This is a genomic window from Bacillus bruguierae, assembly GCF_037104725.1.
GTDB classification, from domain to species: domain Bacteria; phylum Bacillota; class Bacilli; order Bacillales; family Bacillaceae_G; genus Bacillus_A; species Bacillus_A bruguierae.
In genome coordinates, this window is record NZ_JBAWSX010000002.1 from 14,322 (window position 1) to 40,720 (window position 26,399).

24 protein-coding genes, 5 pseudogenes, 1 riboswitch and 2 other annotated features are annotated in these 26,399 nt (G+C 34.1%); of the genes and pseudogenes, 16 read left to right on the forward strand and 13 right to left on the reverse strand.

All coding sequences use genetic code 11. From position 1 onward, the window contains the following. The first annotated feature begins 33 nt into the window (after positions 1–33). A complete protein-coding gene (locus WAZ07_RS04140) occupies positions 34–909 on the forward strand; it encodes a hypothetical protein (protein WP_336471441.1) in 876 nt (291 codons plus the stop codon). Between the two features lie 63 nt (positions 910–972). Continuing rightward, entirely contained in the window at positions 973–1,173 is a 201-nt protein-coding gene (locus WAZ07_RS04145) for a DUF4176 domain-containing protein (protein WP_336471442.1), read from the forward strand. A gap of 256 nt (positions 1,174–1,429) precedes the next feature. Here WAZ07_RS04145 and WAZ07_RS04150 read toward each other — a convergent pair whose 3' ends face one another. After that, positions 1,430–2,317, reverse strand: coding sequence for a DMT family transporter (locus tag WAZ07_RS04150; RefSeq protein ID WP_336471443.1), 888 nt, complete (start codon positions 2,315–2,317; stop codon positions 1,430–1,432). Between the two features lie 262 nt (positions 2,318–2,579). Beyond that, positions 2,580–2,809: a binding site (T-box leader), on the forward strand. A 46-nt stretch (positions 2,810–2,855) separates the two neighbouring features. Next, positions 2,856–3,083 (forward strand) — a binding site (T-box leader). A gap of 106 nt (positions 3,084–3,189) precedes the next feature. Here WAZ07_RS04150 and WAZ07_RS04155 point away from each other — a divergent pair. From WAZ07_RS04155 to WAZ07_RS04165, 3 genes are all read left to right on the forward strand, one after another. Continuing rightward, the gene (locus tag WAZ07_RS04155) at positions 3,190–4,518 is read left to right on the forward strand and encodes an amino acid permease (RefSeq protein WP_336471444.1); all 1,329 of its coding nucleotides are present in this window, start codon (positions 3,190–3,192) and stop codon (positions 4,516–4,518) included. 346 nt (positions 4,519–4,864) lie between these two features. Beyond that, positions 4,865–5,518 carry a YdeI/OmpD-associated family protein gene (locus WAZ07_RS04160; protein ID WP_336471445.1) on the forward strand — a complete coding sequence of 218 codons (654 nt, stop codon included), beginning with the start codon at positions 4,865–4,867 and terminating at the stop codon, positions 5,516–5,518. A gap of 176 nt (positions 5,519–5,694) precedes the next feature. Next, positions 5,695–6,075, forward strand: coding sequence for a hypothetical protein (locus tag WAZ07_RS04165; protein WP_336471446.1), 381 nt, complete (start codon positions 5,695–5,697; stop codon positions 6,073–6,075). 274 nt (positions 6,076–6,349) lie between these two features. On the opposite strand, the gene WAZ07_RS04170 is transcribed toward WAZ07_RS04165, so the two are convergent. From WAZ07_RS04170 to WAZ07_RS04185, 4 genes are all read right to left on the reverse strand, one after another. Beyond that, positions 6,350–6,787 (reverse strand): hypothetical protein, encoded by a 438-nt coding sequence (locus WAZ07_RS04170; protein WP_336471447.1) that lies wholly within the window; start codon positions 6,785–6,787, stop codon positions 6,350–6,352. A gap of 202 nt (positions 6,788–6,989) precedes the next feature. After that, positions 6,990–7,337: a hypothetical protein gene (locus WAZ07_RS04175; protein ID WP_336471448.1), complete on the reverse strand. Its 348-nt coding sequence runs from the start codon at positions 7,335–7,337 to the stop codon at positions 6,990–6,992. Positions 7,338–7,508: 171 nt separating this feature from the next. Then, on the reverse strand, positions 7,509–7,904 hold the full coding sequence (locus WAZ07_RS04180; protein ID WP_336471449.1) for a hypothetical protein: 396 nt from the start codon (positions 7,902–7,904) through the stop codon (positions 7,509–7,511). A gap of 219 nt (positions 7,905–8,123) precedes the next feature. Beyond that, entirely contained in the window at positions 8,124–8,465 is a 342-nt protein-coding gene (locus tag WAZ07_RS04185; protein ID WP_336471450.1) for a hypothetical protein, read from the reverse strand. A gap of 54 nt (positions 8,466–8,519) precedes the next feature. Here WAZ07_RS04185 and WAZ07_RS04190 point away from each other — a divergent pair. The 5 genes and pseudogenes from WAZ07_RS04190 to WAZ07_RS04210 all read left to right on the forward strand — a co-directional run. Beyond that, positions 8,520–8,787: pseudogene (locus WAZ07_RS04190) on the forward strand (tyrosine-type recombinase/integrase); the annotation flags it as partial. Between the two features lie 91 nt (positions 8,788–8,878). Continuing rightward, a complete protein-coding gene (locus tag WAZ07_RS04195) occupies positions 8,879–9,379 on the forward strand; it encodes a hypothetical protein (RefSeq protein ID WP_336471451.1) in 501 nt (166 codons plus the stop codon). Positions 9,380–9,588: 209 nt separating this feature from the next. Next, positions 9,589–10,071, forward strand: a complete 483-nt coding sequence (locus tag WAZ07_RS04200; RefSeq protein WP_336471452.1) for a DUF5986 family protein — start codon at positions 9,589–9,591, stop codon at positions 10,069–10,071. A 172-nt stretch (positions 10,072–10,243) separates the two neighbouring features. Continuing rightward, positions 10,244–11,356, forward strand: coding sequence for a Rap family tetratricopeptide repeat protein (locus WAZ07_RS04205; protein WP_336471453.1), 1,113 nt, complete (start codon positions 10,244–10,246; stop codon positions 11,354–11,356). After that, entirely contained in the window at positions 11,353–11,481 is a 129-nt protein-coding gene (locus WAZ07_RS04210; RefSeq protein WP_336471454.1) for a Phr family secreted Rap phosphatase inhibitor, read from the forward strand. Before WAZ07_RS04205 ends, WAZ07_RS04210 begins: the two co-directional genes overlap by 4 nt. A gap of 108 nt (positions 11,482–11,589) precedes the next feature. Here the strand turns inward: WAZ07_RS04210 and WAZ07_RS04215 are convergent. The 5 genes and pseudogenes from WAZ07_RS04215 to WAZ07_RS04235 form a co-directional block, all read right to left on the reverse strand. After that, positions 11,590–11,894: pseudogene (locus WAZ07_RS04215) on the reverse strand (IS3 family transposase); the annotation flags it as partial. Between the two features lie 656 nt (positions 11,895–12,550). Further along, entirely contained in the window at positions 12,551–13,489 is a 939-nt protein-coding gene (locus tag WAZ07_RS04220) for a phosphotransferase enzyme family protein (protein WP_336471455.1), read from the reverse strand. Positions 13,490–13,557: 68 nt separating this feature from the next. Then, a complete protein-coding gene (locus WAZ07_RS04225) occupies positions 13,558–13,812 on the reverse strand; it encodes a phage integrase SAM-like domain-containing protein (RefSeq protein ID WP_336471456.1) in 255 nt (84 codons plus the stop codon). Between the two features lie 108 nt (positions 13,813–13,920). Beyond that, positions 13,921–14,545 (reverse strand): annotated as a pseudogene (locus WAZ07_RS04230) (NDxxF motif lipoprotein). Positions 14,546–15,557: 1,012 nt separating this feature from the next. Further along, positions 15,558–15,698 (reverse strand): bacitracin ABC transporter ATP-binding protein, encoded by a 141-nt coding sequence (locus WAZ07_RS04235; protein WP_336471457.1) that lies wholly within the window; start codon positions 15,696–15,698, stop codon positions 15,558–15,560. Positions 15,699–15,852: 154 nt separating this feature from the next. Next, positions 15,853–15,997, forward strand: a riboswitch (cyclic di-AMP (ydaO/yuaA leader). A 161-nt stretch (positions 15,998–16,158) separates the two neighbouring features. Here WAZ07_RS04235 and WAZ07_RS04240 point away from each other — a divergent pair. Further along, the gene (locus WAZ07_RS04240; RefSeq protein ID WP_336471458.1) at positions 16,159–17,985 is read left to right on the forward strand and encodes an APC family permease; all 1,827 of its coding nucleotides are present in this window, start codon (positions 16,159–16,161) and stop codon (positions 17,983–17,985) included. A gap of 176 nt (positions 17,986–18,161) precedes the next feature. On the opposite strand, the gene WAZ07_RS04245 is transcribed toward WAZ07_RS04240, so the two are convergent. Further along, complete coding sequence (locus tag WAZ07_RS04245; protein ID WP_336471459.1) at positions 18,162–18,677, reverse strand: hypothetical protein; 516 nt, start codon at positions 18,675–18,677, stop codon at positions 18,162–18,164. Positions 18,678–19,001: 324 nt separating this feature from the next. Between WAZ07_RS04245 and WAZ07_RS04250 the strand changes: the two genes are divergently transcribed. From WAZ07_RS04250 to WAZ07_RS04270, 5 genes and pseudogenes are all read left to right on the forward strand, one after another. Further along, entirely contained in the window at positions 19,002–20,123 is a 1,122-nt protein-coding gene (locus tag WAZ07_RS04250) for a tyrosine-type recombinase/integrase (RefSeq protein WP_336471460.1), read from the forward strand. Continuing rightward, a pseudogene (locus WAZ07_RS04255) lies at positions 20,120–22,233 on the forward strand (tyrosine-type recombinase/integrase). Before WAZ07_RS04250 ends, WAZ07_RS04255 begins: the two are co-directional and overlap by 4 nt. Beyond that, positions 22,230–22,610 (forward strand): DUF6262 family protein, encoded by a 381-nt coding sequence (locus tag WAZ07_RS04260; protein WP_336471461.1) that lies wholly within the window; start codon positions 22,230–22,232, stop codon positions 22,608–22,610. The pseudogene WAZ07_RS04255 and the gene WAZ07_RS04260 overlap by 4 nt, the downstream one beginning before the upstream one ends. Positions 22,611–22,883: 273 nt before the next feature. Next, the gene (locus WAZ07_RS04265) at positions 22,884–23,471 is read left to right on the forward strand and encodes a GNAT family N-acetyltransferase (RefSeq protein ID WP_336471462.1); all 588 of its coding nucleotides are present in this window, start codon (positions 22,884–22,886) and stop codon (positions 23,469–23,471) included. Between the two features lie 189 nt (positions 23,472–23,660). Continuing rightward, a pseudogene (locus WAZ07_RS04270) lies at positions 23,661–23,794 on the forward strand (site-specific integrase); the annotation flags it as partial. Positions 23,795–24,128: 334 nt separating this feature from the next. On the opposite strand, the gene WAZ07_RS04275 reads toward WAZ07_RS04270, so the two are convergent. Together WAZ07_RS04275 and WAZ07_RS04280 are read right to left on the reverse strand one after the other, a co-directional pair. Next, positions 24,129–24,431 carry a hypothetical protein gene (locus WAZ07_RS04275; RefSeq protein ID WP_336471463.1) on the reverse strand — a complete coding sequence of 101 codons (303 nt, stop codon included), beginning with the start codon at positions 24,429–24,431 and terminating at the stop codon, positions 24,129–24,131. 200 nt (positions 24,432–24,631) lie between these two features. Beyond that, positions 24,632–25,213, reverse strand: coding sequence for a recombinase family protein (locus WAZ07_RS04280; protein WP_336471464.1), 582 nt, complete (start codon positions 25,211–25,213; stop codon positions 24,632–24,634). Positions 25,214–26,399: the final 1,186 nt, after the last annotated feature.

Sequence of the window (26,399 nt, forward strand, 5' to 3'; positions counted from 1 at the left end):
AGGCTAGAAAAAATAGAAGGGAGAGTTAATCTCATGAATGTGGAATTACATTTAGATAGCAGGGAAGTCTTTTTTCTATTTCGAATGATAGGGATGGAAGAAGTTAAAGGATTTGAAAATCCATACAAAGGCTATACCTTAGAGCAAATAGATCAAGAGTGGGAGGAAGTGAGAACAACTCTTCTAGAAGATGGAGTATTGGAAGAAATAGACGGTAAACGCATCATTGAAGCAAGTGCATTGTATTTTTTAGAGATTTGTAAATGCAATGACGCGGTTGTTAAACTTAAAATACAAAGTAAGGAACAGGATGTAGATTCATATTATTATATTTCATTAGAGAAACCCGAATTTATGATTCTTGAAGAAGAAAGAAATTTTGCTTCAAAAACTACATATATTTTTAGGCTAACAGAAGGATTGAATGAGTATATTAATACGATTGGAAGCTGGTTAGAAGATGCAGAAGAGCAGTTTATAAATATGAATGCGCGCATTCAAGTAGCAACATATGACCAATTAACTGAGTTGTCTTCCAGCGTTCCGGTTGGAAGTCTAGAACAATTTTTAATAGAAAAAGAGGAAGTAACAAAGGAATTTGTAGAAGTATTTACATCATCATTGGAAAATTCTGAATGTTTAGGTGAATATACTATTTTTTTAAATGAAGATGGGAAGCACAATAAAAAAAATATAAGATTTTTAGTAGGTCCAGGTTGTAACTGGTTCATGGTTCAAAAACAAGATGAGTTAGAAGTCTGTAATTTAAATGATGAGGTATTTTTAGAAAGATTGTTTTTTGAAACAACAGGAATTACTATGACAGTTGGTTCAAAGTATACCATGAAAGCTAGAGTGAAAAGAGGGATAAATAATGCTTGGGCAAAAACGATAGGCTGGTTCAAGTGAGATTCTGCGCTATTAAAATAATACTTAAAAATATATAAGGCGTATGAGGAAGAGCGGGAAATTATGCAATTTTCTAAAGAAAGGTTGTTACAAAGTGGTTCTATTGTTCCGTTAAAAGAAGAGACAGAAAAGAGTGTAATTTACGGAAGAAAACAAATGTTTATAATTGAAGAAGCTGTTATGTATGACTATATTGGTTGTTTTTATCTAGAAGGACACATGAATCCTGATTATGCATTTGTATTTAATTATAGATATATTTAATAAATTAAATTTATGGGTTTTGTAAATGAGTTAGAAGAGGCATTTGTAGGATTGCATAATTGAATATGTTCTAGAAACAGGGAAAGGAACCTATGCAGGTTCCTTTTTCAATATGTTAATGATATTCATCTGCATTTTGGAATTGAGTAGTGGTTTATTGTAGTTTCTGACTGGTTTCGTATAAACCGTGAATGTATTCACTTAAAGATCTGTATATCGGTTTTCCAATTTGTATTTGTATATCGTGGTGGGATATCTATTCTATATTTCTCTTATAATTTAGTTTTAATAAACTCTTAAAGTCTAGTTCAGCAATTAAGACACTTAATAATATAAGTGTTGCACCTATGTAACCCTTAAATGTGAGAGTTTCACCTGTAAAAAAGAAAGCGAAACCTGCAGAAAACACAGGTTCTAATGAAAAAATAAGACCTGCATGTGTAGGACTCGTATGTTGCTGCGCGATGACTTGGACAATGAAAGCCATCGCTGTACAAAATATGCTTAATACTAAAATTGAAAACCATGATTCAAAAGTGTTAGGAAGTTTTGGGGTTTCCATAATCATTGAGAAAATGATACTAAATAGACCAACAAAACCGAGTTGTAACACGCCAAGAGCAATTGAATTAACATGCTTGGTCATTGTTCCAGTAACGATGATATGAACAGCATAAAATAAAGCGCATAAGATACATAATATATCACCATAACCTATTTTCAATTCACTATTTAATGTTAATAATCCTATTCCTACTATGGTTAAAACGATTGCCAATACAACCTTTTTTTCAGGTCGTTGTTTTAAAAATATAGATGATAATACTGGAATGAATATGACTGTGAGACTCATTAAGAAACCAGCATTAGAAACAGTTGTATACTTTGTACCAAAAGTTGCAAAAACATAAACGATAAACAAAATAGAAGCTAATATAAACGCATATTTTACAGTTTTAAAATCAATTTTGATTAAATGTTTGTAAAATATGATGCCTGATAAAAGGAAAGCAATAATAAAACGTAATGAGATTAAATTATATTCTTGTATGTAAGTGAGTCCAACCTTTGTAAGTAAGATGGATGCACCCCAAAAAAATGTAACCAGTAGTAGCATTAAATCAGCTTTTAATTGTAGTTTCATCTCTATTTCCTCGTTATTTATAATTTGAAATTCTATACACTCTTTTTATTTATTTTAATATTAATTCTGAATATTTAAAACAAAAATATCCCATGTGAATTTATAGGTATAACTTTTGATAATAAAGAGAGCGTAGTGTGTCTTTTAGTAAAACATACCTAAATAAGTATTGCTAAAAAACATTGACAGAATATTAATGCAACCTCTATAATACAAAACATACTTATTAAAGAACGTAGCTACGTCATATAAATTGAAATATAATTGAGCAATGAAGGGAATATAAGTAGTGCTTATCTCACTGTTTTAGAGAGCTGATGGAAGGTGCAAATCAGTACAAAGATAAGGATGAAATTCGATCCTGGAGCATTTTTTTCGAAGTAAAGGGTGACCTTTATGAGGAAAAGACGGTCAAATATGAGATCGTTAACAAAGTTGAGAGGCAGACTGAGTCTGCAACTAGGGTGGTACCGCGATATATTCGTCCCTACTGATACAATCAGTAGGGACTTTTTTATTATATGGAAAACATAATATAGGAAATGCAATGAAAGGAATACAGTAATACTTATTTCCCTGTTTCAGAGAGCTGATGGAAGGTGCGAATCAGTACATAAATAAGTGTGAATTTCAATCCCGGAGCATCTTTTTTGAAATAAGGGGCGACTTTTATAGAGGGAAAGACGGTCAATAGATCGTTAACAAAATGAAGAGGCAGACGTAAGTTTGCAATTAGGGTGGTACCGCGGTGTAAATCGTCCCTGTCATTTAGGACAGGGATGATTTTTTTTATTAAGAGAAAACTACAATGGATTCTATTAAAATCTTTTGTAAAATAAAAAATTTTTATATAAAAATGAGAGGAGAAAATTATGGGATTACAAAAAAGGTTATTGCCGCGGCATGTCCGTTTGATGGCACTTGGAGGAGCAATCGGCACAGGTATATTTAAAGGGACTTCTGAAACAGTATCAATAGCGGGGCCAGCAGTTATTTTTTCTTATCTGTTTGCAGGGTTATTGTTGCTTGTGGTAATGAGTGCACTTGCGGAGATGGCCATCGCTTATCCAGGAATGAATATGAAAGGATTTATCCGTAAAGCACTTGGACCAAAAGTCTCATTCGTGATTGGATGGATGTACTGTTTCATGTTGTTAGTTGTATGTGTCATTGAAGTAATTGCTGCAGGAAGCTTTCTGCAATATTGGTTTCCAGCTATGTCTTTATGGTCTTTAAGCTTTATTAGTGCAATTTTCATTGTGGCTATTAATTTTATGAATGTAAAGCATTACGGCGAGTTTGAATTTTGGTTTGCTGGAATTAAAATTACGATGATTGTTCTATTTCTTATTTTAGGCGGAGCTATTTTATTTGGAGTAATTCCAAGCAATGAAACACACTATATGCAAAACTACGTACAGCACCAGGGATTCTTCCCACACGGCTGGTCAGGAGTATTTTCCGCATTGTTAATCGTAATTTTTTCTTACGGTGGTTCCGAACTTATCGGATTGACTTTAACAGAAATGAAGGATACAGAGAAAGTATTACCTAAAGTGATAAAAGGAGTATTTTGGAGAATCGTATTATTCTACACACTTCCAATCCTTATCATTTGCGGATTAATTCCATGGAATGAAATTGGCAACCAAGCAAGCCCGTTTGTACAAGTATTATCGGCAGTTGGATTTAAAGGGTCCGCTCATATTATGAACTTCGTCCTTATTACTGCTGTATTGTCCGCGGCTAATTCCGGTATCTATGGCTGTACACGTATGCTGCATTCCTTAGCTGCAGAAGGGGAAGCACCGAAACAGTTTTCATATGTTGCAAAGAACGGTGTTCCAGTATATAGCGTAATCTTGAGCTCTATCGTTCTTATCAGCGGGACATTTGTCGCATACTTTTCACCTGACCGTGTTTTTGGGTATTTAATGGCAATTCCAGGATTTACAGTATCAGTGGTATGGATCAGCATATGTTTATCGCAGCTAAAACTTCGCAAAACATATACAAAGCTACCGCATTTTAAAGTATGGGGATTTCCATATGCAACTTTGTTTACTGCGATTACATTAAGTATTTGCTGCGTGGCGTTTACATTCAGCGATCAAAACCGAGCGAGTATTTTTATTTGTTTAGGCATTCTAATTATCTTAATTCTATGCTCTGTTTTTGTAGGCAAAAAGAAAAACGTATAGTAATACTACATTTTAAAGATAGATGAAAGGCAGACAGTTGTATGGTCTGCCTTTTTATTGTAAGAACATCTATAAAGTGAAACTTCCGTCAGTGGGGGTTTTCTTCATCCCCCACCTATCTTCTTTGCTTCTCTCTGAATCTTGAGGTGGGGGTCTTACTGCCCGTTAATGCGGGATAAATGAGTGACCATTTTTACGGACATTTTTCTCTCCATAAGGTACACTCTATTAGAATAAATGCTTGAACTATCTTAGTGGAAATAGTTGCTGAATAAGCAAGTGTAATTATTGAATAGGTAATAAATAGAATTTTAATTGTAATAAACTAAAAATTAAGGAGCCTGTTATGACAATTATCGATAAATTAAAACTAACGAAATTCAAAAATATGGCCGTAATCAATCAACCAAGCGACTACAATGTCTTTACTGAACAACAAACGACCCTTTCGAAAGAGCATGATGCGATTTTTATTTTTGTAGAAACACTTGATGAAATGGTTACACATACACAATCAATTCTTAATAATGAGCAGCTGTTACTTGAAAAAGGCTATGTATTTTTCGCATATCCGAAAAAAGGGAATACTCGCTATGAAACCTTTATTCACAGAGATGAAATGTTTCCAGCAATGAACGTTGGAGAGGACGGATATATAGGGAGTAGCGATATCAAGTTCGCACGTATGGTAAGCATGGATGACATTTTCACTGTTGTTGGTTTAAAACGTGAAAAAAAGAAAGCAAAGAAAACGGCGAATGCCAGCCAATGCGTTGCAGATTATGAAGACAATGTCAAAGATGTTGAAGAATTACTAGCCGATCATCCGAATGAACTTAAATTTTACCAAAGCTTAACCCCTGGATATCAAAAAGACTGGGCACGTCATATATTCTCGGCAAAGCAGCAACAAACGCGTGATAAGCGCCATCAACAAATGGTTGATATCCTTTCACAAGGATACAAAACAATCGATTTGTTCCGTCGGAAGAAGAAATAAAGTGAAGCTTTTATTAGTGGGGATTTTCTTTATTCCCCACTGATGGTTAGTATATCACCATAACCTATTAGTAACAGTAGTTAGTCTGCCTAATTTTAAAGGAGAATAAGCTCCTTTATTTTTTTTAAGCATAGCATGTAAAAGACTATGAAATATTTATAAAAGTGGGTGAAAGTATGCGATTAGATTCTCAACGTATTATAGGTTTCCCAGGCATGGGCATGGGCGGTTTCCCAGGCATGGGCATGGGCGGTTTCCCAGGCATGGGCATGGGCGGTTTCCCAGGCATGGGTATGGGTGGTTTCCCAGGTATGGGCATGGGCGGTTTCCCAGGCATGGGTATGGGTGGTTTCCCAGGTATGGGCATGGGCGGTTTCCCAGGCATGGGTATGGGCGGTTTCCCAGGCATGGGCATGGGTGGTTTCCCAGGCATGGGTATGGGTGGTTTCCCAGGCATGGGTATGGGTGGTTTCCCAGGCATGGGCATGGGCGGTTTCCCAGGCACGGGCATGGGTGGTTTCCCAGGTATGGGTATGGGCGGTTTCCCAGGAATGTAATAACCTTTATTTTTAATACTTTATATCTGGATAGACTACACTTAGTTGGATAGAAAAGTTAAGATCAAATAGATTAAATTTAACCTGAATTAGGAGAATCAAGCTTAAAATGAAGCCTAAATAAAGCCCCAATCCCTTCAAAATAAAAGGATTGAGGCTTTTTATTTTGTATAATCCCGACTGAGTTCGAATTAGCAATAGCTATTTTATCGCTTTTATATGTTTAACACGAAGCACTTTTTTAGCGTTTGTTCTGCTGCGTAAATAAATTTCACTAGCTAAGCTTCTCAATAAGTAATGATGCAGCATTAATTTTCTGTCCACTTAGAATTGGGAGTAACACATTTGTAGTCGGTCCTATATTTCTAAGTTGTAGTGTTGAACATCTAGGAATATGGATAATAGCTTGTCCGGTGAGCATTAGACTCGCTCCATCCACTTGTCTTTGTATACCATAATTAGTAAGTCGCCCACCTACTAAAGAATTATTTAAAATTAAACCATATACTGAAATAGAAGCAGGACCATCAATTAATAATATAAATTCGATTTTATAATCTCCTGGTTTAGGTATTATTAGGGTGTCACTAGGTGGGGTAAACACTATATGATTTAATGGGCCATTTCTATTAAATATTACGTTTGCACCTGATTTGACCTCTATAGGATTGTTACCCACAAGTGTAACGTAACCATAAGCTGGCTTCGGCAATATTATGCATCTCCTCATTTATTCTTTTTATCATTTTATGTGATCAAGTTAAAAATGAGTGTATGCTTGTCTAGTAAAAATTAATTTATATCCTTAAACTATAGTCAGTACATAATACCGGATCTTTTTTATTAGGGAAAGGGGAGGTAAAGCGTAAATTCGAAATAGTAGATGGTATATGAAGTCAGCCTTTTAAATTATTTTACTCCTGTGTGTTTTCTTTTTTAAATTCTTTTCGTTTATCTAGCCAAATATGAATTAAACGTACTAATTCAACCGTTTCTATCTCACAAAATTCCCCCTTACCATCTTCGGCTAAATTGTCTAGTACGATAGTTGTATCTTTTCGAACTTCTAAACCGCAAATGTTGCCATTTACTTCACCGTAATTCTTTTCTCCGTTTAAAACACTATGTATTTCTTCTAAAATCCACTCTCCAAAGGCAGAAACTTCAACTCCTAAAAAAGTTTCAACGAGTTTAATTTCTTGGGGGAGTCTTATAACTAATTTTCTATTGTTAAGTACCTCAAAACTATATTGATATTTCATTACTATTGTACTCCTTTATGCTAAAAATAAAATTTAATCTATTGGAAAAGGAGAGATAACTTTCCCGTTGCTATCTATATACTATAGAGGAAACTCGATTAATACTGTTTGAAACAGGTGCATCTTTCTGACAAAGACGCTCTCCGAAAATTGCAACCCTATCGTCTGTTATTAGTTGGAATCACGGTTTTGTAAGTAATTTTCATACTCCGCTAACCATACTAACATCAAGTTTTTTAATTCAATCGTTTCAATTTCGCAAGTATTCTCTTTTTCTTCATAATAACGATGAACAATTTTAGTATAATCTGCTTGTATTTTCAAATCGCAGCTATTTCCACCTATTTCAAGATGGCTAACTTCGCCATTTAATACTCTATTAAGATATTGCAGACCATGCTCACTATGGATATCGTCTTCTAACAAATCTGAGACTAAAGAAATTTCATTTGGTAAACGAATTCTTAGCCCACCAAGCGGATGATGCCAAAATTCATATGAATATTTCATTGATATAACCTCACTATCTTTTTGTGTATTGTGGATAAGTAATGGCATTTTCTTCATTCTCAATAATCATCTCAACCTTGAATGAGGAAAAAGTTTACCCTTGTAGAATTCTATCACCTATAAAAATAAAAATTGGATACCATAGTCACAACAGAATTAAAAGAAAAGGATATTAAGAGGCATGAGCCTCGTACAAATACCGAGCCCATGCCCAAGAAGAAGCTTAATTAATTTGTCTAACTTTATGCAGATCACTTCATAGAAACTGCTTTTCTTTTAGTTGTTATCTTTATAAAATTTTTGCGCTTTTCCCCAAGCTTCAATTAGCTTTCTTAATTGGATTGTTTCAATTTTACATATATTAGGATCGTGGATAGAATATAAATCGGCAATTATAGTCTCAGCCTTTTTTACTTGAACTGCGCATAATATACCTTTAAATTCATTATATTCTTTTAAGTTGTTTAATACTTCATCAATTTGTTGTAACCACCAATTAATTGGAATGCCTTGTATATCATTTTCTAAAAATGTTGCCACAATTTCTAGTTCTTTTGGTAATTCTATTTTTAAAGAATCTAGGCCTTCATTTTTTATTATATTATAGTTATATTTCATATTTTGGTACCTCGTATTCTTCAATATATTTGATAAGTGGTTATGGTTGTATCATTAGATGGTGAGTGGTTATTTCAATCATACAAGGGAAAAAAAGCAATCTCACCAATGCAAGCATATTGCCAGTTAAATAAAGCAGCAGACTTTGCGGGCCTGTAGTCATAGTTTAAGGAAATTGTTTGGATATTGGTACTATAAACAATGTAAAGATGTAACCGAGTTGTAAAAGATATTAAATCACAGTCATCCTTCGATTACATTACGATACATCGGAATAACAAAAGAACAAATAGAGGACAGATTAAAAACGTTATCTGATTAGATAGCGTTTTTTATTTTCTTTGATAGGTAAATGAAAAAACATAGGTAAATATTCTGGATTGTTGCATAGTATTTTGGAGAGGTGATGATTTATGGGCAATAAAAAATGGGGAGATAGGGATTGGACCTGGTTAGCAGGGATTTTAATTGTGATAATTATTTTTCTAATAGCTAATGTTTTTGATTATGTACACATTGAAGCCAATTTTTCTATAATATCTAGTGCAGTATCAATAGCTTTAGCTCTTGTAGCTATTTTCATTGCACTTAAACAAGATAGCGACAATCAACGAGTCAACAATCAAGTTTCTTATGTGTTACATGAAATATCAGCCAATGTAAAAAAAGTGGATGCTAAATTAGACCCTAATGTACTAAAAAGCGTTAGTAAAATTAGTGAAGAAACAGTAGATGAATATAGTCAAGAAATTGGAAAAAAAGATTCATATACAAAAGAAGAAGTTGATGAAATTCTTAATAAATTTAGTAAAGATATAACAGTAAATATTAAAGGAATTTTAAATGAGAATGCTATAAAAGCAGAGGCTAATAGTGAGTATTCCTGTAGACATGCTCACGAGAGAATGTTTTGAGTATAATTGAAGAAAACATTAGAAAATATTCACTGGATGTACGAGAAATAATAGTATACAAAAATAGGGGATTTGTAAGCGGTAAATACTCTCCGTAAATACAAGCATGAGATTCTTAACTCTAATGTTGGATTAATAGCTATATATTTAAAGTTAAGCACTCGGTTATTTGAGTGTTTTTTGTTGTGTGAAAATTACTAAGTAAGGCTTTGTTTTTCCTGCTGTCTCAAAACAATTTTGAGGCTAGGCAGGTGGGAAATATAAAATTTAAAGTAATGCATTACATTTCTGTCATTTCAGGAGGATGTAGTGCGAATTTTGAGAAGAAATTATATTTAAGTCAGAGAAGAGCGATACAGTTGACGCTTGGTTTGGATTTCGATGAAGAGAAATTTCGTCAAATATGTAAGGAAATGCTTCAAGCATGTCCTTACATATTTGAACAGTTCTGTGTAATTAGTCTTGATATGAGAGGCTATGGATTAAAATCAGTTAAAGCTAATATATTAAATGAAAATTTAGATCCGTTTGATGAAGAAGACTGGAGCAACCTTATTACTGTCGCTTCTAGTGATAATGATAGCAAACAACAAGAACAGCAGCAACATGATATGACGGTTCCGTTGAAAAAAGCACAAGAAAACGCCCTTAGGTTTCGCTTTATGTGCTTTTCTTATTTTTATATTGTATGAATTTCGCATACTATCTTGATTACAAAACGTATATTTATCGTTTTGTAAAATAAATAATTCTGATTTTTCTGTTATTTGTTTAGAAACAACGAAACTAAGGATAAAGTCCATAAAGACAGAAAATTCTGGTAAAATTAAGTTTGTATACATAATATGGATGAGGAGGATTTATATGTCGGTAACTATGGGTAGCGAAAAAGTTACAAAGTTATTGAATAATTGGTATGTTGAAATTCGTTCAAGAAACATTACTAAAGCACATTGTATGAAAGAACAGATTGATAGCATGATCCAAGAATTAAAAGAGGAAGAACGGGAGTCATTAGAGGGGAAGAATTTACTACTATATTATTCTCTTCTCGATTTTCGATATAGTTACTTAATTGATAATGTAAGTTTATCTCAAGAAAGCTTTGATAAGATTGAGTCTTTCAAAATACCAAAAGATGAGTTTCTATCTTATTATTATCATTTTTTTAAAGCAATTCATAAGGGTGCAACGGGCAGATATAATGAGGCAAGCGAACATTTTGATAAGGCAGAAGAATTTTTAAAGGGTATTCCTGACGAATTGGAAATGGCTGAATTCTATTACAAATTAGGTTCATTTTATTATGATATATATCAAGGTCTTTTAGCGATTAAGTATGTTAGTAAAGCAAAAGAGATTTATCGTAAATTTAATGGATGTGAAATAAACATTGCTTTTTGTGAAAATTTATTAGGTTTAGCTTGTACCCATTTAAAGGAGTGGGAACTAGCAGAAGAACATTTTGCAACTGCGATGAATCAATTTCAAAAGATGGATGAAGAATATTATATTTTAATGGTTCGACACAATTTTGGTTTGTTATATGCAAGTCAAAATCTTTCCACATTAGCAATTCGTTATCTTTCTGAAGTGGTTGAGAAGAAGCCTAAACATTATAAAGCTATCTTTGTTAAAGCGAAAGAGCATTTTAAACTTAAGGAACATGAAATAGTAAGAGAATTAATTGAAAAAGGATTGCAAATTTGTAATGAGTTGAAACATGAGGAATATCAGCATCGTTTTATGATTTTAGATGCGCTGAATGAAGATCTTCCTGCTGAAAAACTTGAAAAAGTAGTATTAGCAGGAGCTAAGTATTTTGAAAGAGAAGAGTTATATACGTATATGCAAGACTCTATGGAAGAGTTAGCGATTAAGTTTTATCAAGAGGACAACCATTCTAATGCTAGTAAGTATTTTTATTTAAGTACACAAGCGAGAAAAAAAGCAGTTGATAAGGAGGCATTGAAATGAAAAAAACAATGACTATTTTAATGGGGATGGTAACGGTATTAACTTTAACATTTGGCGTGCAAATACCAGTAGAAAAACAACAAACTCCGGAATTTACAAGATATGCAGATGGAGATCATCACTAAAAGTACTTTGTTATATTTTGATTGAAGTGAGTTCGGAAATGAAATAGTTGCAAAGAAAAAGCCATACGAATGATGAAGTGACCCAAAAAAGTTAGACAGGTTATTTCATTAGGAAACTTTCTGGACATGAGCTCGGTATTGTACGAGGGCTCATGCCCAAAAAGTTTTGTCTTAATTCTTTTCTGATTATAGTATTCAATATACTTTGCTAGTTCTTGCTTAAATTGTCCAACACTTTCAAATTCTTTTAGATAAAGAAATCCTGATTTCATGATGCCAAAGAAGTTTTCAATCACTGCGTTATCGTAACAGTTCCTTTTACGTGACATACTTTGTGTAATGCCACGTTTATTGAGAGAATGACGGTATTGTTTCATTTGATAGTGCCAACCTTGATCAGAATGAATAAGGAGTGTGACCACCTAACAGAAATAAACACTTTTTGCTAAAGAAGAGTGAACACATTTCTGGAAATTTGTGCACAACTGTGGTCGCTTGACATGGAGCCTCTGCGTACAAGATGTTCTTGCAGAGCCGCATCATATAAAGGAATTCGCAAGGATACCTAGCCTATCATGCACGCTTCTCCATGTAAAGCGGATGCTCCGAACTGGAAAAAGTGTTCAGCCTTATCAAACAGTAAAGTGTCCAATCTTATTTAGCGGTCACAAGGCTTTAACTCAGTATCTAACAGGGCTGTTTATTGCGGTGATCTTTGTAGGAAATCACACATTAAATACAACAATAAAAAGGGTTAAATAACGACAATTAGAACTAAATAAACCTAGTCATATCAAGCGTTTCAGAAGTCAAAAATTAAGATCAGGTAGTTTAGTATTCAGACCGTATCTAACTGTTGTTATCATGAAAAGGTGGTTATGTTAATGAAAAAGATCAACTATCAAGCCTTGTTAGATAAATATTATGTGCTGGTACAATCACAGCTATAGATCGTTGTCGCTTAAACCTTGAGGCTAGTTTATTGTACAAGTATAGCAAGTGCCATAGGAAATTTTACGTTATGCCCCTGAATATGATTGACGTGTTTTAGTTTAATAACAAAAGTTGTTTAAATATTAAGAATAGAGTAATTGCGTTCAATCCTTATTCTAAAGTGGTTCATTATTCGTATTTGATCTTCAGTTAACCTCTCTTTATTCCAGTACATATGCATTAAGCTATATTCGAATATTTCCTTTAATTTAATAAATAGAGAAAGTTTCCCTAATATCTCTGGAGATATATCATTTTCCTCTTGATATCCGTCGATTATTGCTTTCGTAATAGAACGCCCATAGTCAACTATGTTGCCATTCCCTACAAACGAATACTCCAACGCACTATATATTGGAACAGCTAAATCAAATATATAATAATGTTTTTCACAATCTTGAAAATCAACCATTGTCAAGTTCGAATCATTATCTACCAATATGTTTTCTAACCATAAATCCCCGTGTAGTAAACCATATGTTGAATGACATTTTGGCAAATCTTTAATTGTAGATAAAACCTCATGTGCAATTTCTCTAATAGTGCTCTCTTCTTTAGGTATATATTTATGAAAATTATATTCCTCATTATCATGCCAATCGTTGATATATTTAGTTGGCATTATATTTTCAAATTTCTTTGATAAACGATGTAATCTACCAATTTGCCGACCTAATTCTTTTAATACATTGGCATTCCATTGACTTCTTGGTAGGTGTACACCAGAAGCTGCAGTATATAAAACAGTTAAAACATCCTTATCAAGTGTTATCTTTTCTACTAATTTACCGTTTAAAGAAGATATGGCAGGCGGGACACCAAATCCTTCATTATATAAAAAGTTTGTATAGTTAACCTCTTCTAACTGTTCATCATATGTTTTATAGTTCGTTATTCTAGCGAAGAAGGTACCTTGTTCTGCAATACACCGATACATTTCATTTGTTACTGATTCAACTTTAATAAAATTCACTGGATATATTTCGTTAAGTAATTCAAGTATCTTTTGTTCCATATACGTTTTAATTCCTCCAATCCAATATAGATAATGACTTTCTTACAAAACTAATCTGCTTCGTTAGTTTAATAATAAGGTAATTCTTCCAACTTCAAAAAAACCTCCTTTGCACTTAATAGTATATCAAAACTAGGAAACTTTTCCGTATGATTATAAGTTATTTCCATTTCTCGTGCCTTCTGTATTTTCTTAGCAGGATTATTCTTAATGACTTCACATTCAATCATATAATTAAGAAAAGCACGAATACGTTGCAACTTAGAGTTTGTAGTGGTTGCGTTGTTCCCCTTCTTTTGATAATGCAAGATGTATCGCTTCATAATGTCCAAGTTTTATAGATTTCTTGCACCAGAACCTTTTATAGTCCTTCCACCAAAAATACCCTTCAAAGTAGCCTTTTTTTAAGTGACTATTTTGAAGGGTATATATTATTGTTGATTGAAAATTGTAGTTTTAATATTTTTTTCGTTTAAAAACTTTTCGATTTCTTTTTGCTTTCTACCATTAACTTTAGTAAAGTGCTTTGTAAAAGAAAAATCTGTCTTTAACAAGTTACCATTTTGCGAGAGTTTGTCTATTTCCTGTTGCATTTCTAATAAAAGTGCCGTAAATGATGAAATATATTCATAGATTTCCTTTGAAGGTTTTTGATAATCATCAGGTATATTATTATTACTAATAAAATCATGGAAATTCGCATCATTTTTTTTTCGCTAGATCCATTAGTTTTTGTAATTTTTCTCGATCGGATTCAGTAACATTCTCATCAGAAATTGTTGAAGAAAGTGGAATGATGTTTTCAGATAACTCCCAACTATAATCCAAATAATTTTTTATACTTTGTTTCATTTCATCTTCATTAATATTTTCATTCTTTTTTTGAGAGTTGAATATATTTTCTGGAATTTCAATAGCAATATCATTGATAGATTGCATATTGCTTAATTTATTATATCGTGCATCCTTTACTTCATTAGATTGTGTATCGTGTGAACAAGCAGACATAAATACAATAGTGAGCGGCATTAATAGAAATAAAACATGTTTTTTCATTTTAATGTCATCTCCTTTTTGCTTAATTAATACCTTTGTAAAATGGCTAAATTCCATTTTAAATACTTTACTAAAAGTGAGTATAAATGTTTTATTGCATAGTAAGATACTCCAGCAATTGTTAAATCAATGAGAAAAGCTACAAATACACTATAAACATCTGAAAAATAAATTTGTAGTAAAATATGGGGATAATCAAAAAATACATTGTGGTAATTTATAGAAAAGTATAATAATTTGTAGAAAATCATGGCATTTTATAGAAGGTAATAATATAAGAATAATTAAAAAATATGTAAAATAACTTATTGTTGGTTCTTGCCACCTCTATTGAGACTTCATACTTAGTGTCGGTAATTATGTCATAATGAAATTTTGGGAAAGTTGGTACGACATAACTTATTTATGAAATAGCTTCTTCTTCAATTAACGGGGGAGATTTGCCCGAAAAGAGGGATATATCATTGTGAAAGTAATATGAGGTTGAGTTTAGGAGGTGTATAGTTAATGATTAAAAAATGTAGAACTTGAATCAGAATCATGGTTCATAATCCGAATGTATAGCAAAACTGCGTAAAAATATGCCACCCGATTGTATGTTATTTCTATTTCTCGTACCTTCTGTATTTTCTTAGCGGGATTATTCTTAATGACTTCACATTCAAATCATATAATTAAGAAAAGCACGAATACGTTGCAACTTAGAGTTTGTAGTGGCTGCGTTGTTCCCCTTCTTTTGATAATACAAGATATATTGCTTCATAATACTTGTAGTATAAATAACATTTTAAAGATGTATATTTTTGCTTGAATAAGTATGTTCTAAAATGATTTGAGAAATCCAGTTAAAATATAGCTACTAAGCCATTTCTGTTCAAAATATATGTACATGGATATTTGTTGTACATTATTTTTGTGGATTTTTTTATATGTGTAGTTGAATGGTTTGTGTAACAATACCACTTCAACTACATATATGCCAACAACTGGAGCGTTTCTTACCTTCTTGCGTTCAGCTCCGGTTTATTGAGCGTTCATTGTTTATGGATTCCACAATTTGTTCTTTTGTGGGACTCCCATATTGCTTGTTAATTTCTTTAGCTAAATTATCTAAAAATTCATCAGATAAAAATGGACTATATTCTTTGAACATTAAAATCCTCCTTTAGCGTAAGTCCTCAAAAATATTGTTCTAAAGCATAATAATATTTATGTTAATAACATTTCCGTTTTCCATGGTTTTAATCTTTTTACATAAAATTTATTTACATTTACTGAACACAGGAGTACTATTATCACAGTTTTAAATTTCTAAATCGCTGAAACCATTAGGTACGGGGGAACCATTTTTGTGGGTTGTTACTTAACTCAAGGGGTGAATCCTTTTAAGGTAGGGCTACTCAAAGGTCCGAATCCGACAGCTAACCTCGTAAGCGTTATATGAGAAGGAAGGTGGAACTTGTGACGCAAGAAAAATAAAGTGTCTACAGGTCTTTTAACTATGACTTGTAGACACTTTTTTATTTTCCATAAATAATAATGCTCTTTTGAGAAAATTCTTTTTTTATGGGTAATATATTATCAAGTTAAAATGTTTAGGCGGTGAGTAATAAATGATTTCATCTATAAAAAGGTTATTAATTGGACGACCTTTAAAATCCACTGAATTAGGTGAACAAAAACTTAACAAAACGAAAGCATTGGCCATACTTTCTTCTGATGCTCTATCATCAGTAGCTTATGGTCCTGAACAAATATTGATTGTATTGGTTACGGTAGGAGCAGCGGCCTTTTGGTATTCAATTCCTATTGCAGTTGGTGTATTAATTCTATTAACAGCGCTCATATTGTCTTATTGTCAAATCATCTATGCTTACCCTCATGGAGGGGGAGCATATGTTGTTTCAAAGAGTAACTTAGGAGTAAATCCGGGCTTAATTGCTGGAGGCTCTCTATTGGTAGATTACATATTAACTGTTGCTGTAAGTGTGTCAGCTGGCACTGATGCTATAACTTCTGCTTTTCCCACCTTACATGATTTTAATGTGGAGATTGCCATTGTATTTGTGATTTTCATTACACTTTTAAATTTAAGAGGGGTAACGGAGTCGGCTTCAATATTAGCTTATCCTGTGTACTTATTCGTTTTAGCTTTGTTCATATTAATTGGAGTGGGTATGTACAAAGTTATAACAGGTGGAGTTTCTCCTGAATTACACACTCCAATAGGTACACCTGTTGCAGGTGTCAGTTTGTTTATTCTTTTAAGGGCGTTTGCTTCAGGAAGTTCTGCCTTAACAGGAGTCGAAGCTATTTCTAATGCCATACCTAACTTCAAAAATCCAGCACCTAAAAATGCTGCTAAAACGTTAATGATGATGGGTATCTTGCTTGCTATCCTGTTTTCAGGAATCGTATATTTAGCCTATTATTATGGCATCACTCCAAGTGGAGAAGTAACCGTAGTTTCGCAAATTGCTGAAGAAATTTTCGGACGGAATTTCATGTACTTCTTTATTCAAGGAACTACAGCTTTAATATTAATCCTTGCAGCAAATACTGGTTATTCTGCTTTTCCTTTACTTGCAGTTAATCTTGCAAAAGATAAGTTTATTCCAAGGATGTTTTTGGCTAGAGGCGACCGATTAGGATATTCAAACGGGATTATCATACTTGGAATTGCTTCTATCATCTTGATTCTTGCTTTTCATGCAGAAACAGAGCATCTTATTCCACTTTATGCAGTCGGAGTATTTCTCCCATTTACTTTGTCTCAATCGGGGATGATGGTTAAATGGTTTAGAGAAAAGTCTAAAGGTTGGATACCTAAATTTATTATAAATACAATGGGTGCCGTAATTAGTTTTACCGTCACATTAATACTCTTTTTAACAAAATTCTCACAGGTTTGGTCAATATTAATATTTCTACCTATCATAGTTTTGCTTTTTCATCGAATTAGAAAGCATTATGAAGCAGTTGGAGACCAACTTAGGCTTACAACCTGTGAAATACCTGTAACCATTGAGGGTAATGTTATGATAGTGCCTGTTGCTGGCATGACTCATGTTGTAGAAAACACCTTAACTTATGCTAAATCTCTTTCTCCTGAACAAATTATTGCTGTACATGTTTCATTTGAAAGAGAAGATGAGAAGAAGTTTGAAGAAAAGTGGAAGAAATGGCAACCTGATATAAGACTGGTGACACTGCACTCTCATTACAGAAGTATCATCAGCCCTCTTACGAAATTTGTTGATACTGTAGAAAATAAAGCAAGGGAAGGGAATTATCAGGTAACGGTTATAATTCCACAATTTATTCCTAAAAAAGGGTGGCATAATATTCTTCACAATCAATCAAGTTTACTTATTCGAGCCTTCTTACTGTATCGGAGAAACGTGGTAGTAACAACTGTACCTTATCATTTGAAAAAATAAGGACTTGAATTAATGTGCTTCTTAATGCTATAGGTATTAATCGGAGCTGTTACGCCGCTCTTTCTTCTTGAACTAAACGGATGCATTAGCGAAACAGTAACATTCAATATTAAGCTTGAGGTTAATATTACATCCTCAAGCTTTTTTCTATGCTTATAGTAGTATTATGAAATGAATCACAAAAAAACTGTTATGGATAAATAACGGTTCAGTAATTGATTATGGCCTTTTGCTGCATTCCTCTTTTCTTTAAGGTCTTGGTTTTCGAACATCTCTCTTATTGATTTATCAACCGCACGTTCAATGATTGAAAGAACTTTTTGGCGATTTTTTTCAAATTCATCAAAAGATTGTTTATGACGCATTATATCTGCAATTTCTGCAACAGCCTTTTTTAGTTTTACACGTTCAAGACTAGCATCAGACTTCTTCATGGGCTGTGGTTGCTTAAATTTACTGTTTAATTCTTTTGTCTCATTCAACCTCAATTCTAAATTTTCTTTATACCTTCCCACATTTTTCTTCCAACAGCTAGTTTCTGTTTTTCTTGTCGCCCATCTCTTAGTAAATTCTTTTTCATCGTAACGTAACTTTAATTCAGCTTTATATTCTTCGTCTTCATTTTCGCTTCGAATAAATTGGGCTAAAAGGTCAGCGTGCAAGGATTTTAATTCCTTTAACCATTTCGACACAGATTCTTTCTCTTTTCTTAATTATTGTACTGATTGTTCATTCAGCTTGTTTTTAATATCCAACTCGACTAATTCTTGAAAATGTCCATCATTTTTATTTAACTATACTAAAATGATAATAGGATAGCATGTTCAATATAGAATATATATCCTATTTTTTTATACAAAATAGATATAATAACCAGATATTCAAAAAAATTGTCTATTATGTATATAATGTCATTAATGAAATGTGTTTTTTATTAGTTAGAGAACAAAGCCCACAGCGGGAGGCGTAGCGTGGTCGGTAAACCGAGCGTAAAAGGGTTTAGGAGGTAAAGGTCTATGCGTGTACAAGAGGTGATCCTAGAGAATGGAAAGAGATACATATTAGTAGATAATGAAGGCATTCCTGTAATTCCTGTGATGAAGTACCTCAAGTATTTGGATGTTACAGGAAAAAGCAACAATACACAGAAAACGTACTGTTATGCACTAAAACAGTATTTCCTGTACTTACAAGAAACAGAGAAAGATTACAAGAGTATTAGATTAGAGGACTTGGTGGAGTGGCTTCGGAATCCGTATGAGAGCACCAAAGTAACGTCCCTTCGATCTGTGCAGGCAAAGAAAACAGAGAGAACGGTAAATCTTACGATCACCGCTGTCACAAACTTCTATGACTATTTGTACCGAAATGAAGAGTTACCGCGTGATATGGAAGAGAAATTGATACGTCAGGTCTTTACAGGCGGGAGAACGCGGTATAAGAGTTTCCTTCATCACGTCAACAAGGACAAGCCATCTATGCGGAATGTGTTGAAGGTAAAAGAACCTCGCAAGAGGGTGCAGACGCTTACAAAAGAACAGGTGAAACAGGTCTTAGCGGCAGCAACGAATATACGGGACACCTTTCTCATCCAGCTCCTGTTTGAGACGGGATTAAGAATTGGAGAGACTCTTTCATTATTTTTAGAGGATTTCAAGTTTAGTCATCAAAAAGGGCATCGCATTCGCTTGACGGATCGTGGGGAATTAGAGAACGGTGCGAAACTGAAAACAGGAGAACGGGAAATCTTTGTTTCACAGGATCTCATGGACTTATATGATGACTACCTGTACGAAGTCATTGACGAATTGGACGTCGAAACCAACTTTGTGTTCGTCAAACTGCGCGGTAAGAATACGGGTAAACCAATGACCTATGGGGATGTAGAAGCTCTGTTCAAACGGTTGCGGCAGAAAACAGGAATCAATGTCCACCCTCACCTGTTTCGTCATACGCACGCTACGATGTACTATCAGGAGACGAAGGATATTAAACAGGTGCAAGAACGCCTTGGTCATTCACAAATCCAAACGACCATGAACCTTTACCTTCATCCTTCGGACGAAGACATCCGTAAGGATTGGGAAAAGGCACAGGACGCATTTCAAATCAATCAACAGAATGTCGTGAGAGAATGAAACAAACTTATCAGATTGATACAGAACAACTTGGATTTCATGAACGATTGAAGTGCGAGCTGTCGAGTTATCCCGTGAAGATCATAGAGAAAGATGGCTCTGTTGCCACCCAGCACGTGAAAGACCCCTATTTTTTGGTTCACGATGTTTGGAATCCCAGCTTTTTAGAAAACATTTCGCAATTTCAGGAGGTGGCGAAGAATTATAGAGGAAGACAGAATATGTCTTTTCAAATTAATAGTGCGACTGTTAATCTAGAAATAAAATATGTGTGGTATCAGAAATTATTTAAGGAAGAATGGACATTAAACAGCGTATTTAATGGGCAACCAACGTACTTGCGAAGGTTAACGGCATTTCTCAACGAAAAGTATCCTGCCCTTCCCTTCCCTCTCTTCTTAATTTAGACATCGACCAAACAGAACGGGAATGGTGGTTTTGGCTTGAACAGCAAGGTGTTCCAACACAACAAAATGTAAGAGACATAACATATGGTGTTCTCACACAAAAAACACCCACAGCAAACTTTTTACGAGTTATTCATTCCTATCTTTTTCCGCTGACCGATACGCGTGAAGAATGGGAGAAAGATCGATGGGATGTGCGGGTCTTGTATGACAAATATGGAGTTACCTATAACAAAAGCCAGAATAACTATTACATTAATTTCACCAAAATTGAACAAGTGGAAATGCGTCAGCATATTAAAAAATATATTAAACAACGCTTACTTAGTAAGAATCATTTCTCATGGAGTACAGCTCAAAGTTATCTAGCTTATTTACCAAAGTTCTTGTCACTTATATTTTCCTTAGAACCTTCATGGACGAATTTAAAAGGATTGAAACGATCACATATGGAACGGTATATTCAATGGTTACATGATTATGCAAGAAATAATTTGACTCGAAAAATTGCGAGCCCTGAACAATATATATTAATGATACTGACCGTCATAAGAAAGTTCTTGGAAGACATCCAGCGATACGAATACGATATTGCTCCTGAAACCAATATACGATTGTTACTCTTTCCTGAAGACAAGCCGAAACGAAAAAAGAAGTCTGTTGATCAAATTGATTACATTCCTGACTTTGTGTTAGAACAATTCTTTATGCACATCGATGACTTACACAAAGAGGTCATTCCTGTGGTATGGGTTGCTTTTAAAACAGGATTACGTATTTCAGATGTATTGGGACTCACATCTAATTGTTTAGAGTGTCTGAACGGGAAATACTCCATTGTCACGAATATTGAGAAGACCTACGTACAAGGACACCGAATCCCGATTGACGAAGATTTGGCAAATATCCTCGCTGTTTTCATTCACAAATCCAAAGAGAATAGCAACCAGGAGAATAACCCCGAAGGGTTAATTTTCGTTCATTATCGTGGCTCTCGAAAAGGCAATCCTTATTATCAAAAATGGATTCAACGAGAATTAAACAAACTAGCAAAACAAAAGAACATTCTAGATGAGAATGGAAAACTGTTCCACTTTAAACTGCATCAATTTCGACATACCTACGCCATCAAAATGTTAAATGGCGGTGCAGATATTCTAACTGTACAGGAACTGTTGGCGCATGCCTCGCCCGAAATGACCTTACGGTATGCCAAACTGTTGGATGAAACGAAGCGAAAAGCATTTGAATCGGTTATCAACCAAGGTGTGTTCAGTTTTGACCTAAATGGCGAGGTGCAAGAAGTTAAATCGGACGAAGACATCCCAGAGGACATTCTGCGCTCTCTTTGGCAGGATCATAAGTTGAACGCGATGGACAACCCGTACGGGACGTGTCATGCCCGATTGAAAGGGAATTGTCCTCATATGGAAGCACCTCCTTGTCTTACGTGTAATGGTGGAAGTCCATGTAAGGACTTGGCAATCGGTTTTTCAGAATATGATGTACAAAAGTATGCGCTTCACGTAAAAACAACATCTAAATCCATTGAGGTCGCAAAACAGCACGGTCGGGATGATATGGTAGAAAAACAGGAGAGAAACCTACAACGTTATCATGACATTTTAAACAATATCCGCGAAGGTAATATTATCTTTGGAAGACAAGATCGGATGAAAAGAAAGCAAGGTGTGAAAAAATGACTAATTATGACCGTAAAGAACATTTAAAAGCAATTCATGCATCAAGAAAAGCGACTACTTCGCAAAAGGTGGATAAAGCCATCCAAAGGCTCGTGCGAGCCAATGATCCTATCAATTTTAATAGTGTGGCAAGCGAGGCTGGCGTAGCAAAAGCCACGCTATACAATAACCGTGAACTGCGTGAACGGATTGAGAGCCTGCGCCAGCAACAAGCGGAAACTCCTACGCCAAAACAAATCAAGTGTGAGCTAGATGAAAACAATAAAGATGCAATTATCGCCTCTTTGAAACGTAAGATTAAGAAGTTAGAAGAAGAGAAAAAGCAACTGCGTGAGCAGTTAAAATTTGCATACGCGGATGTATACAAACAGATATAAGGAAATATTGTGGCTTTAAAACAAAGTTTGATAATTTATAAAAAAGTCTGATCGTTTAAAATAAAGATTGATAATATGTAAAAAAGTTTGATCAAAATCCTGTGTTGATGTGCAGGATTTTTTCTTATTCAGCAATCGGTCCATATTCTGGAATATCTGATTGTATAAATGATTAAATCTTGAGATAATTGTTATTAAGGAGAAGGGAGTTAAATGGAATAAGATTGCTTAATAAAAGAAGTAATGAAAATATGACTTACAAGGGGAAGAGTTATGAAGCATAAAACATCAGAAAGATTATTTAGAATAGATTGCGGAGATATCTATCTCCAAGAGTTTTCCATTAAAGATGCAGATAATATATACAGAATTTCAAATCAACCCGAAATATTTAATTTCTTGCCAGACTGGAAATCAACAAAAGAACAAAGGGTAGATTGGGTTACCAATTATGAAATACCAGCAAATAAAGCATTTTTTGATGCCGCTGTAAATACCTCAAACATAGATGGTCATTTTTTAAAACTAGGGGTATTTATTAAGGAAACCGATGAATTTATTGGTTGGTGCTGTACAGGTATTAAAGATGAGCTACCTTCACCGAATAGAGAAATTATGTATGCCATTTCAAGTGAATATCAAAAGAAAGGATACGCTACTAAAGCGTCTACAGGATTGATTAACTATTTATTTACAAATACAAATTTAGATGTCATTAACGCAGTAGCTTTAATTAACAACGTTTCATCAAATAAAGTTATTGAAAAATGTGGATTTACTTATCTGAGTCAACAGAAAATAGAAAACGAATTATATAATCACTATATATTGAATAAATCAGAGTGGATAAAAAATCATTAATAGAAAATGTTGTTGTTCCAGAAAAGAGTATGAAGTAAAAGGGCTATACATATTAGACATGACTAATATGTATAGCCCTTTATTTTTTATGAATTTTTACAATTTAGGTCTTGATAACAAGTCTTGAATAACTCTTAGGCTTCTCTCTCATCAGTCTGTTGTGATCCATTATGTTTCAAACCTCCATTTTTGTTATTAGCTAAAGATGTAAATGTGAAGGTGATTTCTGAGAGATTAGGGCATAGTAACATTAAAATCACATTAGACACTTATTCACATGTACTGCCAACGATGCAGTTAATAAAATGGAAGAGATTTTGTAGGGAATGTGACCACTGGTGTTGTAGAGTATGCGAGTAAATAAATAAAAACCGCATCAAACATTTATTTGACACGGTTTCTACAGTTATGATCCCGACTGGGTTCGAACCAGCGACCTCCACCCTGTCAAGGCAATTTTCTTAACAGATGAAAGAAAGGGAGTTAATAAAACTTATATATATCAAGGCTCTCAAGTTATTATCCTCATTGAGAACTACTTCAATTAGAGTTTCTTACGGAAAATACTAAAGGAGTTATATTCATTGGTCAAGTACTTTTTGCAACGACCTCCACAGAAATACTTTTGAGTAGGTACTCTCAAGGTGAATAACCTTATCAGTCTACTTTTACGTCTTCGCTTTGGTAGTAGTGGCTAATGTTGTTAGCATATACAGTTATGCCATTGAGTGAAAAACGTTTATTCTTCTGGATGTTATCTTTTGTGTATGTACCCATAAATATTAGCGACTCACCGGCTGACAAGCGTATCTCTTGACCAGTCTTAAGCACTACAGTGATTCCACCGTTACCCTTTGAGTTTTCTTCTTTTTGTCTAGCTCGTAGTTCTTTGTATTCAGCTACCTTTTCTTGGTGCTTGGCGTTTTGCTTGTCGTACCAATTCTTGAAAGCTTTAAACATATTGACCATCTCCCTTTAGTTTATATTTCCATTATATGCTAACAAATACAAAATAGGGAGTACTCTGTGTACCTTTCTCATAGCGTATAGCTAAATAGTCAAAACCCCACCCTCGATAGGCTCATTTTTGAGTAAAGTACAAATAGAGCTATGTCTATATAGTTTCCTTTCTTAGCAAACAAAAAAAGAGGAGTAGCTGATTAGTTAGCTGTCTCCTCACGTTCCTTAATAGCTCTGTACAATGTAGCTCTGCTTATTTGTGTAACCTCAGCAATCTTGTTCATAGTCATCTTGTTAGCTTCTCTATTGTCGTACAGCTCCAAAGCGTGTACTAAGCTAGCATTCTTTGAAGTATACTTCTTAGCTCTACCTTTATAAGCTCCACGTTTCTTAGCTTCTTCAATCCCTGCTCGCTGTCTTTCTAATAGCATTTCTCTTTCCCAGTCAGCTACACTCAGTAGAATATTTGTGATTAGCTTACTTGTAGGCGAGCCATCAAATACCCCCATATTGAGAACATGCAGTTTAATTCCTTTCTCATTGAGTTGGCTAATAAGGTCTATGCCTTCTCGTACATTCCTAGCTATTCTATCCATCTTGGTAACGATGAGTGTATCCCCTTGAGTTAGCTGGCTCAGTAGGTCATTTAAGCCATCTCTGTTTAGGTTCTTACCACTAGCCTTATCTTTGTATACCTCCTCAGCCCCTGCCTTTTTTAGTTCAGTGAGCTGACTCTCTAAGTTCTGCCCTTGAGTTGATACCCTAGCATATCCATATATCATAGTGTTTCCTCCTTAGTATTTATGAGACACTTATATGAGACGTTGTTGACTCAATAGTATCAACAACTTAGTTTTGTGTCAATAGACTTTAGTCAAATGAGATGATTTGGAGTGAGCTGTTAGTTTGCCTCATGATTTTAGAACTGAAAAATCACAAGGATAGGGGTATCTCAAATACCGATAGTAGCCATACAACGTTACTATGAGAATGAAAAAATTTTTTTCAACTAAAAGGTTGACTAAAAAGCTCCCTCCTCAGTAGCCAACCAATGAGTTGCTATCTCAATGCTTTTGACAGTTAGTTAACCTTATTAATAAACACTAACTTCATAAATATAATGTATTTAGTTATAACTGATGAGTAATAACTAAGAGTTGAACTAATAGTCAACCAACTCAGATAAATAATAAATAAAGAACTAATAAGAATAACTAAATAGATAACTAATAGTTCAACTAATAAGAATAACTAAATAGTTACTATCTCGTAAAGAAAACAAATAAAAGAACTTACGAGCTAGCGACTAATAGTTGAACTAATTAGTTAACCATCTCAGTATTTTATTTATATATGAGAAGGATAAACTACATAGTAATTAATAACGATAACCCTTGAGGTGGAGCTAATTTGCTTCTGTCTCAAGGGTTATTTTTTTATTTCTTCCCTTGAGCTAGCAACGATTTAGGTTAGCCACTTAGAAGAACGATGAGTTGGAGTGTATAAGAATAAAGAGGATAAAAGTACCTAAAAGTGGATTGAACCTTAGAGCCACAAGGAGTTTAGCTAAAAAGATATCGGTAATTTGAAACACCTCAAAGGGCTAACATCGGTAATTTGAAACACCTCAAAGGAAAGCTGACCGAAACAATGTTTAGTGCAGGTCAAAATAGATGAAGATGAAAAGGGTCACTATAATGTATCGACCACGGAGGTAGTGCAAATTTGTTTTCAAAAAAAGTTTAAGCCTTAGAGTCACAAGCGATTGAGGGGAAATTAAGTAGTTTGGAACTGGAGTGTTAGACCTTATTTTGTCACACTAACCTCATAAATATAGTGAGGAGTAAAAAACTTAAAATAATTTTTCTGCTAGTTATTACCAAAAGTGCTGCAAACGTTGATATAACCATAACTAACTAAAAGTTAGCAGTAAACACCAACTTCATAAATATAGTGTAAGGACTTTTA

Bases quoted from the DNA above. Each gene is read 5' to 3' on its own strand.
- WAZ07_RS04140 (WP_336471441.1), top strand. From the start codon at position 34: ATGAATGTGGAATTACATTTAGATAGCAGGGAAGTCTTTTTTCTATTT.
- WAZ07_RS04145 (WP_336471442.1), top strand. From the start codon at position 973: ATGCAATTTTCTAAAGAAAGGTTGTTACAAAGTGGTTCTATTGTTCCG.
- WAZ07_RS04150 (WP_336471443.1), bottom strand. From the start codon at position 2,317: ATGAAACTACAATTAAAAGCTGATTTAATGCTACTACTGGTTACATTT.
- WAZ07_RS04155 (WP_336471444.1), top strand. From the start codon at position 3,190: ATGGGATTACAAAAAAGGTTATTGCCGCGGCATGTCCGTTTGATGGCA.
- WAZ07_RS04160 (WP_336471445.1), top strand. From the start codon at position 4,865: ATGACAATTATCGATAAATTAAAACTAACGAAATTCAAAAATATGGCC.
- WAZ07_RS04165 (WP_336471446.1), top strand. From the start codon at position 5,695: ATGCGATTAGATTCTCAACGTATTATAGGTTTCCCAGGCATGGGCATG.
- WAZ07_RS04175 (WP_336471448.1), bottom strand. From the start codon at position 7,337: ATGAAATATCAATATAGTTTTGAGGTACTTAACAATAGAAAATTAGTT.
- WAZ07_RS04180 (WP_336471449.1), bottom strand. From the start codon at position 7,904: ATGAAGAAAATGCCATTACTTATCCACAATACACAAAAAGATAGTGAG.
- WAZ07_RS04185 (WP_336471450.1), bottom strand. From the start codon at position 8,465: ATGAAATATAACTATAATATAATAAAAAATGAAGGCCTAGATTCTTTA.
- WAZ07_RS04195 (WP_336471451.1), top strand. From the start codon at position 8,879: ATGGGCAATAAAAAATGGGGAGATAGGGATTGGACCTGGTTAGCAGGG.
- WAZ07_RS04205 (WP_336471453.1), top strand. From the start codon at position 10,244: ATGTCGGTAACTATGGGTAGCGAAAAAGTTACAAAGTTATTGAATAAT.
- WAZ07_RS04210 (WP_336471454.1), top strand. From the start codon at position 11,353: ATGAAAAAAACAATGACTATTTTAATGGGGATGGTAACGGTATTAACT.
- WAZ07_RS04220 (WP_336471455.1), bottom strand. From the start codon at position 13,489: ATGGAACAAAAGATACTTGAATTACTTAACGAAATATATCCAGTGAAT.
- WAZ07_RS04225 (WP_336471456.1), bottom strand. From the start codon at position 13,812: ATGAAGCGATACATCTTGCATTATCAAAAGAAGGGGAACAACGCAACC.
- WAZ07_RS04235 (WP_336471457.1), bottom strand. From the start codon at position 15,698: ATGTTCAAAGAATATAGTCCATTTTTATCTGATGAATTTTTAGATAAT.
- WAZ07_RS04240 (WP_336471458.1), top strand. From the start codon at position 16,159: ATGATTTCATCTATAAAAAGGTTATTAATTGGACGACCTTTAAAATCC.
- WAZ07_RS04250 (WP_336471460.1), top strand. From the start codon at position 19,002: ATGCGTGTACAAGAGGTGATCCTAGAGAATGGAAAGAGATACATATTA.
- WAZ07_RS04260 (WP_336471461.1), top strand. From the start codon at position 22,230: ATGACTAATTATGACCGTAAAGAACATTTAAAAGCAATTCATGCATCA.
- WAZ07_RS04265 (WP_336471462.1), top strand. From the start codon at position 22,884: ATGAAGCATAAAACATCAGAAAGATTATTTAGAATAGATTGCGGAGAT.
- WAZ07_RS04275 (WP_336471463.1), bottom strand. From the start codon at position 24,431: ATGTTTAAAGCTTTCAAGAATTGGTACGACAAGCAAAACGCCAAGCAC.
- WAZ07_RS04280 (WP_336471464.1), bottom strand. From the start codon at position 25,213: ATGATATATGGATATGCTAGGGTATCAACTCAAGGGCAGAACTTAGAG.